The organism is Pandoraea sp. NPDC087047, from assembly GCF_044745225.1.
Classification (GTDB): domain Bacteria; phylum Pseudomonadota; class Gammaproteobacteria; order Burkholderiales; family Burkholderiaceae; genus Pandoraea.
This window is the reverse complement of the sequence record NZ_JBIUZU010000005.1, coordinates 103452-120435: the sequence shown is the minus strand read 5'-3', so window position 1 is coordinate 120435 and position 16984 is coordinate 103452. Positions and strand designations below refer to the sequence as shown.

General features: G+C 62.7%; 14 protein-coding genes and 1 pseudogene. 2 read left to right on the top strand and 13 right to left on the bottom strand.

Features of this window, described 5'->3' with window-relative positions; all coding sequences use genetic code 11:
- Positions 1-49: 49 nt before the first annotated feature.
- Positions 50-2497 carry an excinuclease ABC subunit UvrC gene (gene uvrC / locus ACIPHM_RS10805; RefSeq protein WP_400327674.1) on the bottom strand — a complete coding sequence of 816 codons (2448 nt, stop codon included), beginning with the start codon at positions 2495-2497 and terminating at the stop codon, positions 50-52.
- Positions 2498-2625: 128 nt separating this feature from the next.
- Between uvrC and earP the strand changes: the two genes are divergently transcribed.
- Together earP and efp are read left to right on the top strand one after the other, a co-directional pair.
- On the top strand, positions 2626-3885 hold the full coding sequence (gene earP, locus ACIPHM_RS10800) for an elongation factor P maturation arginine rhamnosyltransferase EarP (RefSeq protein ID WP_400327672.1): 1260 nt from the start codon (positions 2626-2628) through the stop codon (positions 3883-3885).
- Between the two features lie 138 nt (positions 3886-4023).
- The gene (gene efp / locus ACIPHM_RS10795) at positions 4024-4581 is read left to right on the top strand and encodes an elongation factor P (RefSeq protein WP_400327671.1); all 558 of its coding nucleotides are present in this window, start codon (positions 4024-4026) and stop codon (positions 4579-4581) included.
- A gap of 150 nt (positions 4582-4731) precedes the next feature.
- On the opposite strand, the gene nagZ is transcribed toward efp, so the two are convergent.
- The 12 genes and pseudogenes from nagZ to ACIPHM_RS10735 all read right to left on the bottom strand — a co-directional run bounded on the left by nagZ (position 4732) and on the right by ACIPHM_RS10735 (position 16947).
- Positions 4732-5766, bottom strand: a complete 1035-nt coding sequence (gene nagZ / locus ACIPHM_RS10790) for a beta-N-acetylhexosaminidase (protein ID WP_400327669.1) — start codon at positions 5764-5766, stop codon at positions 4732-4734.
- Entirely contained in the window at positions 5763-6248 is a 486-nt protein-coding gene (gene acpS, locus ACIPHM_RS10785; RefSeq protein WP_400328235.1) for a holo-ACP synthase, read from the bottom strand. Before acpS ends, nagZ begins: the two co-directional genes overlap by 4 nt.
- Positions 6249-6358: 110 nt before the next feature.
- Positions 6359-7120 carry a pyridoxine 5'-phosphate synthase gene (gene pdxJ, locus ACIPHM_RS10780; RefSeq protein WP_400327667.1) on the bottom strand — a complete coding sequence of 254 codons (762 nt, stop codon included), beginning with the start codon at positions 7118-7120 and terminating at the stop codon, positions 6359-6361.
- On the bottom strand, positions 7117-8106 hold the full coding sequence (gene recO, locus ACIPHM_RS10775; protein WP_400327665.1) for a DNA repair protein RecO: 990 nt from the start codon (positions 8104-8106) through the stop codon (positions 7117-7119). The genes pdxJ and recO overlap by 4 nt, the downstream gene beginning before the upstream one ends.
- The gene (gene era / locus ACIPHM_RS10770; RefSeq protein ID WP_400327663.1) at positions 8093-8986 is read right to left on the bottom strand and encodes a GTPase Era; all 894 of its coding nucleotides are present in this window, start codon (positions 8984-8986) and stop codon (positions 8093-8095) included. Before era ends, recO begins: the two co-directional genes overlap by 14 nt.
- Positions 8987-9045: 59 nt before the next feature.
- Positions 9046-10101, bottom strand: a pseudogene (rnc, locus tag ACIPHM_RS10765) (ribonuclease III); the annotation flags it as partial.
- 274 nt (positions 10102-10375) lie between these two features.
- Positions 10376-11290 carry a signal peptidase I gene (lepB, locus tag ACIPHM_RS10760; protein WP_400327661.1) on the bottom strand — a complete coding sequence of 305 codons (915 nt, stop codon included), beginning with the start codon at positions 11288-11290 and terminating at the stop codon, positions 10376-10378.
- Positions 11291-11308: 18 nt separating this feature from the next.
- A complete protein-coding gene (gene lepA / locus ACIPHM_RS10755; protein WP_400327659.1) occupies positions 11309-13114 on the bottom strand; it encodes a translation elongation factor 4 in 1806 nt (601 codons plus the stop codon).
- Positions 13115-13301: 187 nt separating this feature from the next.
- A complete protein-coding gene (locus ACIPHM_RS10750) occupies positions 13302-13547 on the bottom strand; it encodes a glutaredoxin family protein (protein WP_400327657.1) in 246 nt (81 codons plus the stop codon).
- A gap of 9 nt (positions 13548-13556) precedes the next feature.
- Positions 13557-15062 carry a DegQ family serine endoprotease gene (locus ACIPHM_RS10745; RefSeq protein WP_400327655.1) on the bottom strand — a complete coding sequence of 502 codons (1506 nt, stop codon included), beginning with the start codon at positions 15060-15062 and terminating at the stop codon, positions 13557-13559.
- Positions 15063-15192: 130 nt separating this feature from the next.
- The gene (locus ACIPHM_RS10740) at positions 15193-16251 is read right to left on the bottom strand and encodes a MucB/RseB C-terminal domain-containing protein (RefSeq protein ID WP_400327653.1); all 1059 of its coding nucleotides are present in this window, start codon (positions 16249-16251) and stop codon (positions 15193-15195) included.
- Positions 16252-16947 carry a sigma-E factor negative regulatory protein gene (locus ACIPHM_RS10735; RefSeq protein ID WP_400327651.1) on the bottom strand — a complete coding sequence of 232 codons (696 nt, stop codon included), beginning with the start codon at positions 16945-16947 and terminating at the stop codon, positions 16252-16254.
- Positions 16948-16984: the final 37 nt, after the last annotated feature.

Sequence of the window (16984 nt, the reverse complement as noted above, 5' to 3'; positions counted from 1 at the left end):
GTGAATGAGCGGATGATGCACCGGATGCCCCGTGGCGCATCACACGGCCTCAGTGCAGTTGGCGATAAATCTGCTCGGCGAGCGTAGTGGAAATGCCCTCGACACTGGCCAGTTCGTCGATACTCGCCGACGCCACCCCCTGCAAGCCGCCAAAGCGCATGAGCAGCCGCTGACGCCGCTTCGCCCCGATGCCCTCGATCTCCTCAAGCCGCGATGTCTGACGCGCCTTCGCGCGCTTCGCCCGCATGCCGGTAATCGCGAAACGGTGCGCCTCGTCGCGAATCTGCGCGATCAGCATCAGCACCGCACTCTCGCGGCCCAGCTCCAGCGGCGCGCGCCCGTCGGCGAAAACCAACGTCTCGAGACCGACTTTGCGCCCCTCGCCCTTTGCCACGCCGACCAGGCGGCCGATGTCGATACCCAGCTCGACGAACACCTGACGCGCCACCTCCACCTGCCCCTTGCCGCCGTCGATCAACACGAGTTGCGGCAGATTGGCTTCCATGTCGGAGGCATCGGGCGCATCGGGCGCGCTCGAGGCGTCGACGTCGGTGGGCTCGCCCTCCGCCATCACAGACGTATCGGCTTCCGCGCGCGCCACGTCCGCAGCGACGGATGACGGGTTGGCGGCGTCGGTCACCGTCGCCGCTGCGGCCTCCATCAAACGGCCATACCGACGCGTGAGCACCTGACGCATCGCGGCATAGTCGTCGCCCGGCGTAATCCCCGTGATGTTGTAGCGGCGGTACTCGCTCGCCTGCATCTTGTGATGATGGAACACCACACACGACGCCTGCGTTGCCTCGCCCTGTGTATGGCTGATGTCGAAGCACTCCACGCGCAGCAGCGCCGGATCCTCGATATCGAGCCCGATCGTCTGCACCAGTTCGTGCGTGCGCGCCTGCTGGCTGCCCTGCTCCGTCAACAAACGTGTTAGCGCAAGCTGCGCCCCCTGCAATGCCATATCGAGCCACGCACGGCGTTGGCCCTGTGGTTGCCGCACCATCGCAATACGACGGCCCGCCTGCTCGGAGAGCGCGGTGAGCAACTCGTCGTTCGGCAGCGCGTGACTCACGACCAGCACCGGCGGCACCGACTGGCCGAGATAGTGCTGCGCAACGAAGGCTTCGAGCAGGCGCGATTCGAGCGACGCCGAGGGCGTATCCGACGGCATGTCGTTGGCGATTTCGCCGGAGGTTTCGATGGAATTGTCCGAATTTTCCGGATCGTCCGAATCACCGGAACCGCCCACATCGGCACCGGACGCTGCTTGCGCGAGCGCCACGTCGTCCTCGAATTCGTCGGCAATACCGCCCTCGACGCCGCGCTCCACGTGCGCCGGAAAATACGCTTTGTCGCCAAGGTGACGTCCGCCGCGCACCATCGCCAGATTCACGCACGCTCGCCCGCCCGCGTAGGCGACCGCCAGGATATCGGCGTCGACATCCCCCGCTGTCTCGACGGACTGTTGCTGAAGCACGCCGGAGAGCGCCTGCATCTGGTTGCGCACCACCGCGGCCTGCTCGAACTTGAGCGCCTCGGCGTACGCCATCATCTTTTCCTCCAGCGCGCCGAGGACTTCGGACTGGCGTCCCGAGAGGAAGGCTGCGGCGTTGTTCACGTCGCGCGCGTAGTCTTCATCCTGAATCGCGCCTACGCACGGTGCGCTGCATCGCTCGATCTGATTGAGCAGGCACGGACGCGTGCGATTGGAAAACACGGAGTCCTCACACGTACGCAACTGGAAGACCTTTTGCAAGATCTGAATGCTCTCGCGCACCGCCCACGCGCTAGGGAACGGTCCGAAGTACTGCCCGCGGCGGTCCACCGAACCACGGTAGTACGCCATGCGCGGGTACTTGTGCTGCGTGAGTTTGAGAAACGGATACGACTTGTCGTCGCGAAACAGAATATTGTAACGCGGATGCAGCGCCTTGATCAGATTGTTCTCAAGCAGCAGCGCCTCGGTTTCCGAGCGCACTACCGTCGTTTCCAGTTTCGCGATGCGCGCGACCATCAACGCAATACGCGGGGAAAGCTGTGTCTTGTTGAAGTAACTCGACACGCGCTTCTTGAGATTGCGCGCCTTACCCACGTAGAGGACGTTGCCCGCCGCGTCGTAGTACCGGTAGACGCCGGGCAAGTTCGGCAACTGTGCGAGCACCTTGCGGGCGTCGAACAGGGGCGCGTCGTTGGCGTCCCCCGCTTCGGCGGTGGCGGATGACGGGTCTCCGTCGTTCGCCCGGCGCGAGCGTTTGGGCTTCTCGGCCTTCGGCGCCTTCGCGTCCCTCGCTGCCTTGTCAGTTTTTTCGGCCTTGTCGGGATTGGCGGATGCTGTCGCGTCGGCGGGCGCATCGACCGATGCCGGCTCGCCCGAGGGCTGCGCGACGTCCTCGCCCGTCACCGATCCCGCGGGATGTGCGAATTCGGCGGACGTGGCGGATCTGGCCTTGCGGGACTTGCGCGGTGGCGTGACGTCGTGGGCGTCTTCGGTCATGAACTCTGGCAATCGGAGCGTCCCCGGCGGCGAAGCGGCGCGGCGCTCGCGTCGCGGCGCAATGTCGTCGTGACGCGTCACAGGGACTAAAATCAGAAGTTTAGACCAATCCGCGTCGCCGCTTCTCAATGCCCCTGTCCACTGCATCCCCCCACGTCACGCCGACCTCGGGCGCCCTTCCCCTGGTGCCACGCTGCGATCTGTTCTGCACCGTCGTCGACAATTTCGGCGACATCGGCGTGTGCTGGCGGCTCGCCCGGCAACTCGTGCGCGAACACGGCTGGTCGGTCACGCTCTGGGTCGACGATCTCGCCAGCTTCCGTCATCTGCGCCCCGACATCGATGCATCGCTGGCCCGGCAACGCTGCGACGGCGTCGACGTGCGTCGCTGGAACGCCGATTTTGGCCCGATCACCGACGACAATGCGCCCGGCGATATCGTCATCGAAGCGTTTGCCTGCCATATTCCCGACGTTTTCATCGAGGCGATGCACGCGCGCAAGCCGGCGGGCAACGCGCCGGTGTGGATCAATCTCGAATATCTGAGCGCCGAGGACTGGGTCGACACGTGCCATCTGCAAAAATCGATGCATCCGCAGTTGGGGCTCGTCAAAACGTTTTTCTTCCCCGGCTTCACCGAACGCACCGGCGGCCTCGCGCGCGAACGGGAGCTGTTCTCGCGGCGTGACGCGTTTCTCGCCGCCCCCGACCTGCGCGACGCGTGGTGGCAACGGAGTCTCGGTTTGCCCACCGCACCGAAGGGTGCGTTGGTCGTCTCGCTTTTTGCGTATGAAAATGCGGCACTTCCGGCGTTGCTGACGCAATGGGCGGCCAGCCCGACGCCCGTCGTCTGCCTTGTCCCCCAGGGGCGTATCGCTCCTGCCGTCGCGGCCTGGTTCGGTCGTGACACGCTTGGCCCCCGCGAGTCCGCGATCCGGGGTGCGCTTACCGCGTATGGGCTGCCATTCGTCCCCCAAGCAGACTTCGACGCGTTGTTGTGGGCCTGCGACCTCAATTTCGTACGCGGCGAAGACTCGTTCGTGCGTGCCCAGTGGGCGGCCAAGCCGTTCGTCTGGCACATCTATCCGCAGGACGAAAACGCCCATCACGCGAAACTCGACGCGTTTCTCGGCCGTTATCTGGGAGAGGCGGCGCCTGCGGAACCTGCGGTGGCGCACGCGCCACACATGACCCACGGTGTACGCGAAGCGTTGCGGACCTTCTGGCATCTCTGGAACGGTTACGCCAGCACCGCGCCCGACTGGCCGGCGCTGGCGGCCGCGCTGCCCGAGCTCAATCGTCACGCCCGGACTTGGGCAAGCGCTCAGGCGAGCCTTCCGGACCTTGCGCGACAGTTGGCAAGCTTCGCGGAAAATCAGGTAAAATAGCTGGTTTTTCAACGCTTTGCTGCTGAGCCTGCTGCCCCGGATCGTTCCGGGCGGACGCGGGAATCAAGCGGCGAATGGGCGTATGGAAGCGCTCAACAAGCGGCAAATCGCTTATTTCGTCACAGGATCTCGTTTTTTATGAAAACCGCTCAAGAACTCCGCGTCGGTAACGTCGTCATGATCGACGGTGAACCCAACGTCGTGCTCAAGACCGAATACGTCAAGTCAGGCCGTAACTCCAGCGTCGTGAAGATGAAGTACAAGAAGCTTCTCTCCGAAGGCCGTGGTGAATTCGCCTACAAGGCCGACGACAAGTTCGACGTCGTCGTGCTGGACAAGAAGGAAGTGACGTACTCGTACTTCGCGGACCCGATGTACGTGTTCATGGACGCCGATTACAACCAGTTCGAAGTCGAAGCCGAAAACATGGGCGACGCGATCAAGTATCTGGAAGACGGCATGCAGTGCGAAGTCGTGTTCTACAACGAAAAGGCCATCTCGGTCGACCTGCCGACCTCGCTCGTGCGCGTTGTGGAATACACCGAACCGGCCGTCAAGGGCGACACGTCGTCGGGCCGCGTTCTGAAGAACGCCAAGATCAACGATCTGCTGGAAATCCAGGTGCCGCTGTTCGTCAATACCGGCGACAAGATCGAAATCGATACGCGCACCGACGAGTACCGCAGCCGCGTCTAAGCGACGGTGTGCCCAATGTCTTCGGGCGCTGCGGCTGGCCGGTAACAAAAAAAGCGCTGGTCCCCTCGGGGTCCAGCGCTTTTTGTTTGGGCCGCGCATTCAGCGCCCCGTTGACTGACGTCAATGCGTCACCTCGCGCGGTGGCATCGCTTAGCCGCCAAACGTCTCCGCGATCAGACGCTTCGCCGCCTGATACTCCGCCTGCGCCTGCATCTTTTCCCAGCCGTGCGCCTTGCCACGGGCTTGCAGATGCTTGATGCGCCGCTGCGACACCGTATCGGTCACCGGCTTCATCTCGCGCAGCAGACGGTCAGCTTTCTCCGGGCTGTTGCAGATGAGAACCATGTCGCAGCCGGCGTCCAACGCGGCGTGGGCTGCCGTCACGACGTCGCCCGCCGCACTGGCCCCTTGCATCGACAGATCGTCGCTGAAAATCACGCCGTCGAACGCGTACTTGCCGCGCAGGATTTCCTTGAGCCACTTGGCCGAGAAGCCCGCCGGGTTCGGATCGACCTGCGGGTAGATCACATGCGCGGGCATGACCGCCGCGAGCGACATACCGAGCCAGTCATACGGCTGTGCATCCACAGAGAGAATTTCGGCGAGCGAGCGTTCGTCGACAGGAATCTCGTGATGCGAGTCGGCCGCCACGAAGCCGTGGCCCGGGAAGTGCTTGCCGCAGTTCGCCATGCCAGCGAGCAACAGCCCGTGGTTGAGGCTCTTGGCGAGCATTGCCACCACGCGCGGATCGGCGTCGAACGCACGATCGCCGATCACGGCGGACGTGCCGTAGTCCAGATCCAGCACCGGCGTGAAGCTCAGGTCGATGTCGCAGGCGCGCAATTCAGACGCGAGCACGTAACCCACCGCTGTCGTCACGCGCGTCGCCTTGAACACGTCTTCATGCCAGAGCTTGCCCAGCTTGCCCATGGCGGGCAGATGCGTGAAGCCGTCGGTACGGAAGCGCTGCACGCGCCCGCCCTCATGGTCGACCGCGATCAGGATGTCGTCGCGCACGTCGCGAATCTGCTTCGTGAGCGAACACAGTTGTGCACGATCGTCGAAGTTGCGAGCGAACAGAATGACGCCCCCGGTCAACGGATGGTCGATGCGACGAATGTCGTCTTCGCTGAGGGTCAGCCCGACGACGTCCAGCATCACCGGGCCCGGCCTGCGCTTGCTCATTGCGTTTTCTCCGATGCAATATTGCCAATGTTGCCTAAATTACGTGACGCGATCGCAAACGCGACCGCGTATTCCTTCTCGTCCGTGATCGAAATCTCGATCGACAATTGCCGCTCGGCCAGCCACTGCACCAACTCACCCGACGCCACGACCACCGGCTTGCCCGATGGTGCGTTGAGCGTCTGCACCGCTCGCCATGTCATCGGCCAGCGCATGCCCAGACCGATCGCCTTCGAGACGGCTTCCTTCGCGGCGAAGCGCGTGCACAGATAAGCAAGCCCGCGCACCTCGGATCGTTTCTGACGAGCGTAATAAACCTTCAGTTCCTCGGGCCCCAGCACGCGTTGCGCGAATCGGCCCTGCGTGCGCGTCATCACGCCCACGACCCGGCTGATTTGCAGAATGTCGGTACCCACACCGTAGATCGCCGTCGCGCCCTGATCGGGTGCCGGCGCGACGGTGGAGCCGCCCCCCGGCGGCATGTCGGGGGACGCTGGAGACGAGGGTGTCGGATGGCTCATGAGTGGCGTCGAGTCACGTAGCGCAATAGCGGGACAGCAAGATAGCGGCGACGGGATCGTGCTGGCGTGGCTTAGCCGCGCGCCGCAATGCGGCTGGCGACCATGATGGCCTTCATTTCGCGCACCGCATTCTCCCAACCGGCAAAGAGCGCGTGAGCGACGATGGCGTGTCCGATGTTCAACTCGGAAATGCCCTCGATGGCGGCGATCGGCTGCACGTTTTCGTAGTGCAGCCCGTGACCGGCGTTCACGCGCAGACCCAGCGACACCCCCAGCGCGACCGCACGTTCGATGCGTGCGAACTCGGCCTCGCGCGTCGCTTCGTCATGGGCCTCGGCGTAGCGTCCCGTGTGTAGCTCTACCACCGGTGCGCCCATGCGCGCGGCGGCGCGGATTGGCGCTTCATCCGGATCGATAAAAAGCGACACGCGGCTGCCTGCCTCGCTGAGTTGCTGCGTCGCGGCAGCAATGCGGTCGTACAGCCCGACAACGTCCAGGCCGCCTTCGGTCGTCAGTTCCTGACGGCTCTCCGGCACCAGACAAACGTCGTGCGGCTTCACACGGCACGCGATCGCCAGCATCTCTTCCGTGACAGCGCACTCGAGGTTCATGCGCGTAATCAGCTTGTCGCGCAGATTCGTCACATCGTCGTCGCGAATATGACGGCGGTCTTCACGCAAATGGAGCGTGATCACGTCCGCACCCGCCTCTTCGGCCAGCAATGCAGCCTTGATCGGATCGGGATAAGCCGTGCCGCGCGCATTGCGCACTGTCGCAACGTGATCGATGTTCACCCCCAGGTCGATGGGGTTGCCTTGGAAGAAGAGGCTCATAGTTTTTGCAGGTCGAGCAGGATCTGCCGGGTATTGAGCGGAACACCGCCCAAATGGTGGTTGAGAAGAAAGCGCATGAGCAGCTTGCTTTGCTGCACGGTCTGCGCCCGCGAGTAATCGTCTTGCTCCATATCGAGCAGCGTTTGCCCGAGGATGACGGGCCAATCCGACGGCTCATCGCCTCGCGCCGGACGTACCCCTCCATCGGGATGAAACACGTAGCGGCGCTCGGGCGTCACCTTGCCGCGCGTTTGCGTGCAACGATCGAACGCGACGGCATACCCGGTCTCGCGCAACAGCACGCGCTCGAACGCGCGCAGGATGATGCCTGCGGGCTCGCCGTGCGCGAGATGGTGCAGTGTCGTCAGATAGTGCTGAAACAACTTGTCGTGCGGGTCGTCGCGCGCGCAGAACTTCACCAGCAATTCGTTCAGGTAGAAGCCGGACAGCAAGGCGTCGCCTTCCAGCGGACGCAGCCCCCCGACCCATTCGGCCTTCGTCAACGTGCGCAATTCGCCCTTGCCGAGCCACGCCAGCGAAAGCGGCTGAAACGTCTGAAGCACGCCGCGCAGCGCCGAGTGCGGACGCTTCGCCCCCTTGGCAACAAGGGCGATGCGGCCATGATCGCGCGTGAGCACGTCGATGATCAGACTGGTTTCGCGATAGGGATAGCTGTGGAGGACAAAACCGGGCTGTTCCGTCACCCGGCTCTGCTCGCGCTCTGCCGCCCGGGCGGGCGACGGCGCCCGCCGAACGCGCTTGGTTTCGCGCTTGACGGTGTCCGTGTTGGCCTCAGCCTGTTGGAAGGCTTCCGACGCCCCGTCGTCCACGGCACGCGTGCGCGCGCTTCGTGTTTGACGTGCAGCACGCACGCCACCCGTTGCGGGCGCCGCTGCACGCGCCGTGCGCGGCGAGTTGCTCGCCGGGGTTACGTCGGCCGGCGTTGCAACGTCGTCGTGTGAGGTGTCGAGCTCACTCGTAGCCATACGCCCGCAGGCCGGCTTCATTGTCGGCCCAGCCGCCCTTCACCTTGATCCAGACTTCCAGATACACCGGTCCGTCGAACAGCTTCGCCATATCGAGACGCGCATCGGTGGAGATCTGCTTGAGCTTGGCCCCCTTGTTGCCGATGATCATCGCCTTGTGATTGTCGCGATCGACCAGAATCGTTGCGAAGATCCGGCGCAGATTCCCTTCCGTCTCGAACTTGTCGATGATGACCGTGCTCGTGTACGGCAATTCGTCGCCCGTCCAGCGGAACACCTTCTCACGCAGAATCTCGGCAGCCATAAAGCGCTCGCTGCGATCGGTCAGATCGTCTTCCCCGTAAATCGGCTCGCCTTCGAGCAAATACGGACGCAGCACGCCGAGCAGGCGCTTGACGTCGTCTGCACGCTTCGCCGACAGCGGCACGATCTCGCGAAAATCGCGCACGTCACCCACGGTGCGCAGGAACGGCAGCATTTCCGCTTTGTCCGCAATGCGGTCGAGCTTGTTGACGATCAGCAGCACCGGCGTGGTCTCGGGCAGGAGCTTGAGCACCTTCTCGTCGTCCGGGCCGAAATTACCCGCTTCGATCACGAACATCACGACATCGACGCTCGACAGCGTGGATGTCACCGCGCGATTGAGCGAGCGGTTCAGGGCCGTTGCGTGACGCGTCTGAAAACCCGGCGTGTCGACGAAGACATACTGGGCGTCGTCCGTGGTGCAAATGCCGGTGATGCGATGTCGCGTCGTTTGCGCCTTGCGCGACGTAATGCTGATCTTCTGACCGACGAGGGCGTTGAGCAGCGTCGATTTGCCGACGTTCGGACGCCCGACGATCGCCACGGTACCGCAGCGAAAATCCGTCTTATCGTTCATGATTGGAAACTCTCTTGAAAGGGGGCCGCGCCTTGCGCTGTCCCCCTGAATGGAACTCAGGCAGCTGCCGGGGGTTGCTTGGCGGCGTCGGCCTTCTCTGCAGGCTTTTCGGCGGCTTTTTCGGCGCTTTTCTCGGCTGGCTTCTCCGCGGATTTCTCTACGGGAGTTGCCGCGCCACGCGCCCCGCCGTGGCTGGTCGATGCGGTCATTGCAGGTGCCGAGGCCGATCCGGCAGCAGCGTCGCGCGCGTCCTTCGGCTCCCTGGCTTCCTTGATGTCCTTCACGTCCCTCGCATCCTTACCGTCTTTCACGTCTTTCGACTCGCCCTGCGGCGGCGACGTCACGTGACCGGCCTTTTTGGCTTCGGAGGCTGCCGCCTTCGCGGCACGCTTCTTCGCAGCCTTGGCACTCTTCTCTGCCTTCGGCTTGGCGAGTGCGGGCATCTTCTGCACTTCTTCCAGCGCCTTCTTGGCAGCCGCCTGCTCGGCGGCTCGACGGCTCGCACCCGAGCCACCGACCTTGATATCGAGCTTGGGCACCGTGCACTCCACCTCGAACTGCTGGTTGTGCGCAGCACCATGCGTCGCAATCACGGTGTACTGCGGCAGCGCGATCTTGTGGCCTTGCAGATATTCCTGAAGCAGCGTCTTGGCGTCTTTACCGAGCGTCTTCGGATCGACATGTTCCAGCACCGGCGTGTACAGACGCTCGATGGCGGCATATGCGGCTTCGAATCCGCCGTCGAGATACATGGCGCCGAAAAGCGCCTCGAGCGTGTCGGCCAGAATCGACGGGCGACGGAAACCGCCGCTCTTGAGCTCGCCTTCGCCCAGGCGCAGAAAGTCGGAGACGCCAAGCGTCTGCGCGATCTCGTACAGCGATTGTTGCTTGACGAGATTGGCGCGCACACGCGAGAGGTCGCCTTCGTCGAGCTTGCCGTAGCGACGGAACAGGATCGCTGCGACCGAACAGTTCAGTATGGAATCGCCGAGAAACTCCAGCCGCTCATTATTGGCGGCACTGTGGCTACGATGCGTCAGTGCTTGGCAAAGCAATTCCGCATCGTGGAAACGATACTGGAGGCGTTCTTCCAGTTGGTTCAGAGATTGAGGCATGGCGCAAGTATAGCGCGACGCTCCCGCCCCGGCGCGCGTCGTCGCCAAGAAACGACGGGCTAAACCGCCGTCCGTCGGGCTTTTCGGACTCACGTGAGAGCGGTGGTTCGGACATTTCCGGGCTCAGGACAGATCAGTCCCTCCGGTGGTCCCCACCCGTCGCATCTTTTATTTCTTATTTAAAAACAATAATGCGGAAATCAACATAATTATGTCAATTTCCGCATCAATCGAGCTATCGTTCGGGAAGTCACCTTCCCGACAACCCGGAGGCTTACTGGAAGCCGCCTAGACGCTTCAGGTTCGAGAAATTCATCCAGATGAAGAACGCCCGGCCCACGATGTTCTGTTCCGGCACAAAACCCCAGTAACGGCTGTCCGCGCTGTTATCGCGGTTGTCGCCCATCATGAAGTAGTTGCCCGGCGGCACCTTGCAGATCACGCCCTGGCTGTTGTACTGGCAGTTCTGCTTGTTCGGGAAGTCGTCTGCGCCCATGATGTACGGCGGCACGTTCGGATCGTTGAGAATCCGGTTCTTGACGCCGCCTACCGTCTCTTCGAACTGCTTGAAGTAGGCGATGTGTTCGTCGTCGAAGAAGTCCGGTAGCGCCGTTTCCGGCACCGGTTCACCGTTGATCGTGAGCTTCTTGTTCTCGTAGGCCACCACGTCGCCCGGCACACCGATCACACGTTTGATGTAGTCCATCGACTCATCTTTCGGGTAACGGAACACCACGACATCGCCGCGCTTGGGCTCGCCCAGATCGACGACCTTCTTGTTGATCACCGGCAGACGAATGCCGTAATCGAACTTGTTCACGAGAATGAAGTCGCCGACCAGCAGCGTCGGAATCATGGACCCCGACGGGATCTTGAACGGCTCGACCACGAACGAGCGCAGCACAAACACCGCCAGAATCACCGGGAAGAAGCTCGCCGAATACTCGAGCCACCACGGCTGACGAAGCTTGTCGTCACGCACCTTCGCACGCGCGCTCGCGAGCGCGTTGCCTTCCTGCGAACCAGAGCCCTGAATGCCGGAACCCTGCAACGCCACTTGCTGCTGATCGAACCGCGTCACCGCGGCCTGTGCTGCCCGGCGGCGCGCCGGTTGAAACACCAACTTGTCGGCCACCCAGGCCACCCCGGTCACCAGCACCAGGATCAAAAGAATCAGGGCGAAATTCATGCGGGACCTGTCGCTACGTTATTTGTCTTCGACTTGCAAAATGGCAAGGAACGCTTCCTGGGGAATTTCAACGCTCCCCACCTGCTTCATGCGTTTCTTACCTTCCTTCTGTTTCTCAAGCAGCTTCTTCTTACGCGTGATGTCGCCACCATAGCACTTGGCCAGCACATTCTTGCGCAATGCCTTGATGTTCTCACGGGCAATGATGTTCGCACCGATCGCCGCCTGAATCGCAACATCGTACATCTGACGCGGAATGATTTCGCGCATCTTCGACGCGACTTGCGCACCGCGACGGCGACTCTCCGAGCGGTGAACAATGATCGACAGGGCGTCGACCTTGTCGCTGTTGATGAGCATATCGACCTTAACCACGTCCGACGCGCGATATTCCTTGAACTCGTAGTCCATCGACGCATAACCGCGCGATACCGACTTCAGACGATCGAAGAAGTCGAGCACGATTTCGGCCATCGGAATTTCATAGATCAGGCGCACCTGGCGGCCGTGATATTGCATGTCGACCTGGATTCCGCGCTTTTGCTGACACAGCGTGACGACCGAGCCGACGTATTCCTGCGGCATGTACAGATTCACGGTGACGATCGGCTCGCGAACTTCCTCGATACGACCCGGATCCGGCATTTTCGACGGATTTTCCACCGAAACGACCGTGCCGTCGCGCTCCGTCACCTCATAAATCACGGTCGGCGCCGTGGTGATGAGGTCCATGTCGAACTCGCGCTCGAGGCGCTCCTGCACGATTTCCATGTGCAGCAGGCCCAGGAAGCCGCAGCGGAAGCCGAAGCCCAGCGCTTGCGAGACTTCCGGTTCGTATTGCAGCGAGGCGTCGTTGAGCTTGAGCTTTTCGAGCGATTCGCGCAGCGCGTCGTACTGGTTCGCTTCGACCGGATAGAGGCCAGCGAAGACCTGCGGCTTCACTTCCTTGAAGCCCGGCAGCGGTGCTTCGGCCGGCTTGGTCGTGGTCGTCACCGCATGCGTGACGGTGTCACCCACCTTCGCAGCGCCAAGCTCCTTGATGCCCGAGATGATGAAACCGACCTGACCGGCCGACAGCGACGTGCGTTGCTGCGACTTCGGCGTAAAGACGCCAACTTGTTCGACCAGATGGCTGGAGCCCGTGGCCATCAGATGAATCTTGTCCTTCGGCTTGAGCGTGCCGTTGACCACGCGCACCAGCATGACCACACCCACGTAGCTGTCGAACCACGAGTCGATGATCAGTGCCTGCAACGGTGCATTCGCGTCGCCCTTGGGCGGCGGCACCTTGGCGATAAGCGCTTCGAGCACGTCTTCCACGCCAAGACCGGTCTTCGCAGAACAGCGCACGGCGTCGGTCGCTTCGATACCGATGACGTCTTCGATCTCCTGAATCGCGTTTTCCGGCTCGGCCGACGGCAGGTCGATCTTGTTGAGCACCGGCACGACTTCCACGCCCAGCTCAATGGCGGTGTAGCAGTTCGCAACGGTCTGCGCTTCCACGCCCTGCGACGCGTCGACCACCAGCAGCGCGCCCTCGCAGGCGGACAGCGAACGGCTCACTTCGTACGAGAAGTCGACGTGTCCCGGCGTGTCGATGAGGTTAAGGTTGTAGATCTTGCCGTCGCGTGCCTTGTATTGCAGCGCAGCCGTCTGTGCCTTGATGGTGATACCGCGCTCGCGTTCGAGATCCATCGAGTCGAGGACGCGAGATTCCATTTCACGATCGGACAAACCGCCGCTCAGCTGGATGATGCGATCGGCCAGGGTCGATTTCCCGTGGTCGATGTGGGCGATGATCGAAAAATTGCGAATATGGTCCATGAGGCGGGCTATAGAAAAGTCGGTGCCATCGGATTCGGCTCGGCAGCGGCTTTCGAGAGAATCGGCAAACACGACATTTTAGCCGAAAGCGCACCGATTCCGTCCGGAATTGCGTGCATCGCGGCGTGACGTCGGGAATGACGGGAAGGTCTTGGCGTTGTGCGTGGAATCGGTGGCAGGTGTAGCGTCAACCTGATTGAAATACGACAGCAACGGCATTGGCGTCGAAACGGTACCGGCACAACTCACGCTCCCCCAGTGCAAGCACTGGCACGATCTCGTCGTATTTCGCTTCAAGCACCGGATCGCTGTCGACATCGATAACCGTTACCGAAAAATCCCACGCCGGGCGCATCGCCTCAAGCGCCGCAAGCATGTCGTCACAAAGATGACACCACTTGCGGCCGTAGAGCGTAAGCGCCGGCGCGGTCATGGACGGTCTTTACTTGCCTTGAGCACGCGGGCGCAGCGGCACGAACTGCGTGGCGTCGCCGCGGCGCACCAGGATCGGCACCAGACGCTTCGGATCGAGCCCCTTGACCACTTCCTCGAACTGCTTCGAGCTGACGATATCGGAGTCGCCCACACGCAGAATGATGTCGCCCTGCTGAAGTCCCGCACGGCCTGCCGGGCCTTCCGCCAATTCGACCTGCACGCCGCCGCGCAGCTTCATGTCCTTCTTCTGCGCGTCGCTCAGATCGGAGACGACCAGCCCCAGCGCGTTCGGATGCGGCGTATCGGCGTTTCCGCCCTGCGCCTTCGACGCCTTCGGGGAATCGGTATCGGCCTCGGCAATCGTGATCTTCAGATCCTGGTTCTTGCCCTTGCGCAACACTTGCAGCGTGGCGCTCGACCCCGGTTTGGTCTCACCCACCATACGCGGCAGGTCGGTCGCATGATCGACGGGACGGCCCTCGAACTTCATGATGATATCGCCCGGCTGCACGCCCGCCTTCTCGGCCGGGCTGCCCGGCTCGATGCTGCGCACCAGTGCACCTTGCGCGCGCGGCAGGCCCAGCGAATCGGCGACTTCCTTACTGACTTCGCTGATCGCCACGCCGATGCGGCCCCGCACGACCTTGCCGGTCTTCTTGAGCTGATCGACCACACGCATCACTTCGTCGATCGGGATCGCGAACGAAATGCCCATGAAGCCGCCGGTCTGGCTGTAAATCATCGAATTGATGCCTACCACCTCGCCACGCATATTGATGAGCGGACCGCCGGAATTGCCGGGGTTCACGGCCACATCCGTCTGGATGAACGGCAGGTAGTCGCCCGTGTCGCGGCCCTTGGCCGACACGATGCCCGCCGTTACCGTGTTTTCGAGACCGAACGGCGAGCCGATGGCCACCACCCATTCGCCCACGCGCAGCTTGTTCGAATCGCCAACGGGCACCGTCGGCAAGTCCTTCGCTTCGACCTTGACCACCGCGACATCGGTACGCTTGTCCGCGCCCACCAGTTTCGCCTTGAATTCGCGCTTGTCGGTGAGGGTGACGTAGATGCTGTCCGCGCCGTCGACGACGTGCGCGTTCGTCAGAATGTAGCCGTCGGACGAGACAATGAAGCCCGAACCCACGCCGCTGTTCTGCTCCTCATCCGGCTGAGGCTGACCGCGTCGCGGCGTGCCGCCCTTCGGCCCCGGCTGTGGCATCGGTACGCCGAAGAAGCGGCGGAACAACTCTGCCATGTCGTCGTCTACGCCCGGCGGCAGACCGCGCTGACCGCGGCTGACGCGCTCGGTCGTCCGAATATTGACGACGGCCGGGCCGACGCGATCGACAAGCTGGGTGAAATCGGGAAGATTGCTGACGAGCGGCGGGTTCGCCGCCGTCGATCCGCTGCTTGGCGCCGGGGACGGCGCAGCAAAGGCGGCGGGGGCTCCCGCCAATTGGGCGGCAATGGCGCCGCCAAGGATGACACGAAGCAGGAGGGTCTTCTTCATTGGAAGATCGTGGTGCGCGAAAGTCTCGGAATCCCTGAGGGTCAGTCCGGCACCCGACGCATCGTCGCGTCTCATTGTGCCTCGCTGCCCGGACCGCGCCGTCGCCGGTCGCGGTCCACCCGACAGCCGGTCACTTCGCCGGCTGCTTGTACTCGATACTCGATGCGAATTGTTGCAGTGTGGCCTGCGGCACTTCGCCGAGCAACGTCAGCCAGTAGTCGCCGTAGCGCTTGATAAGAATGTTCGTCGCACCGGCACTGCCATGGCCTTCCTTACGTTCACGCGTGGCGGGCTCGATAAATACGGAAAGCCCTGCCATGCCGTCGGAATATACCACCTGCTGGACTTCCAACGGCTTGCCGTCGGCCGTCGAGCGCATCGTACGACGCACCTCCCGCACCGCCTTGAAGCCCGGCACCTTCTTGTCGACGTCGATGCTCCAGCCCGCATCGGACAAGCGTGTCGCAGTAATCTGCGGCTTGACCACATGCCAGCCGTGCGTCGCCTGAATCGCCTGCAAGATGCGCGCCTTTTCATTGGGCACGCCGATCGAGATTTGCGAGAACGCGGCTTGTTCGAGCAGATGCCCTTCGGCATCGAGCGTCTGTGCGCGCAGCAGCAAGCCGGTGTTGCGATCGGCCCACAGGCGGTAACCGAAACGGTAGTCATCCTTCGGCGAGAGCTCGATCACCATGCAGTCGAAGCCGGCCATCCGTTCGTTCGGCAGCAGCTTCGGCGCGTAATAGTCGAGAACGTCGCGATTGGGCGTGGCGAGCAATGCAGGGAACGAATCCTTGCTCTCGCGCTTTTCCTGGAAGACGGTCTTCTGCTCGGGAATGAGCGTGTAGACATCTTCATTCTGACGAAGAATGCGCCGCGGACGTCCGTCCAGCGTTTCAAGCTCTTCGTACTCGTTGCCCTTATCGGCGAAATGACTGATCTTCGACGAACGCATGGTCGAGCCACGCTGGTAGACGAAGGTGCCGATGTAGTTTTGCGTCTGCGCCGCGCGGTGGATCTTGTTGAGCCACGCACTGACTTCACGTCGCTCGACCAGCGGGTCGGTGGCAGGCGCCGATGCCTGGGCCCACGCCTGCGTTTGCAGCGTAGTCGCCAGCAAGAAAGCGAACAGGAAGAAAGTGCGCCCGATGGGCGCACGCGGCAAGGATTCGATACTCAGGCGCTGCATTTATTCGTCCGCTTGCGCCGAGGCTCGCATGTAGGGGGAAACGCTCTGACCGATAGGGGCCGGAGCGTATTGCTGGTGGGCAGCAAGATACTGGTCGAGACGCGCATCGCGCAGCACGATCAGGTCGTTCGGACCGCCAGTGCTCGCACCGTTGGCGGCCGCAGCAGGTTGCGGCTGCTGCGAGAGTGCCACACGCGTGAGGCTCGAACCGCCGGTCGCCGGCGCAGCCGCCTGAGCGAGCACCTGCGGTTGTGCGCCACCTGCCGGATGATCCTGCAGACGCGGCACCACAATCCACGACAGCGCAGCGACCGCAGCAGCAGCGGCTGCCGTCGGCAGTACTCGACGTACGCGCAGGAACGGATTGATACGAGTGACTCTCGAGCCCGCAGTCTTGGCGCCCGACGCGGCGCCGGTCTGCGCATCGGCCAGAGCGGCCGGTGCGAGCAGGTGCGGCTCGGCTTCGAGGCGTGCCGCAAAGGAGGCCATGAAGGCAGACTCCGAGCGCGGCAGCGTCAGTTCATCGGAACGCAGCGCGTCCCCGATCAGGTGGTAGTCGTCCCACAGAGGCCGGCCCGAGGTGTCTGCCTCATCCAGCAGGGCGGCCAGTTCGTCCGAATCGAATTCCCCGTCCATCAACGCGGAAATCCGCTCGGCTTGCAGCCCCCGCTGCGTTTGCACCGTCGCTGATCCCATGATATCCCCCAACGAAAATAACTTCCCCGGCGGCGCG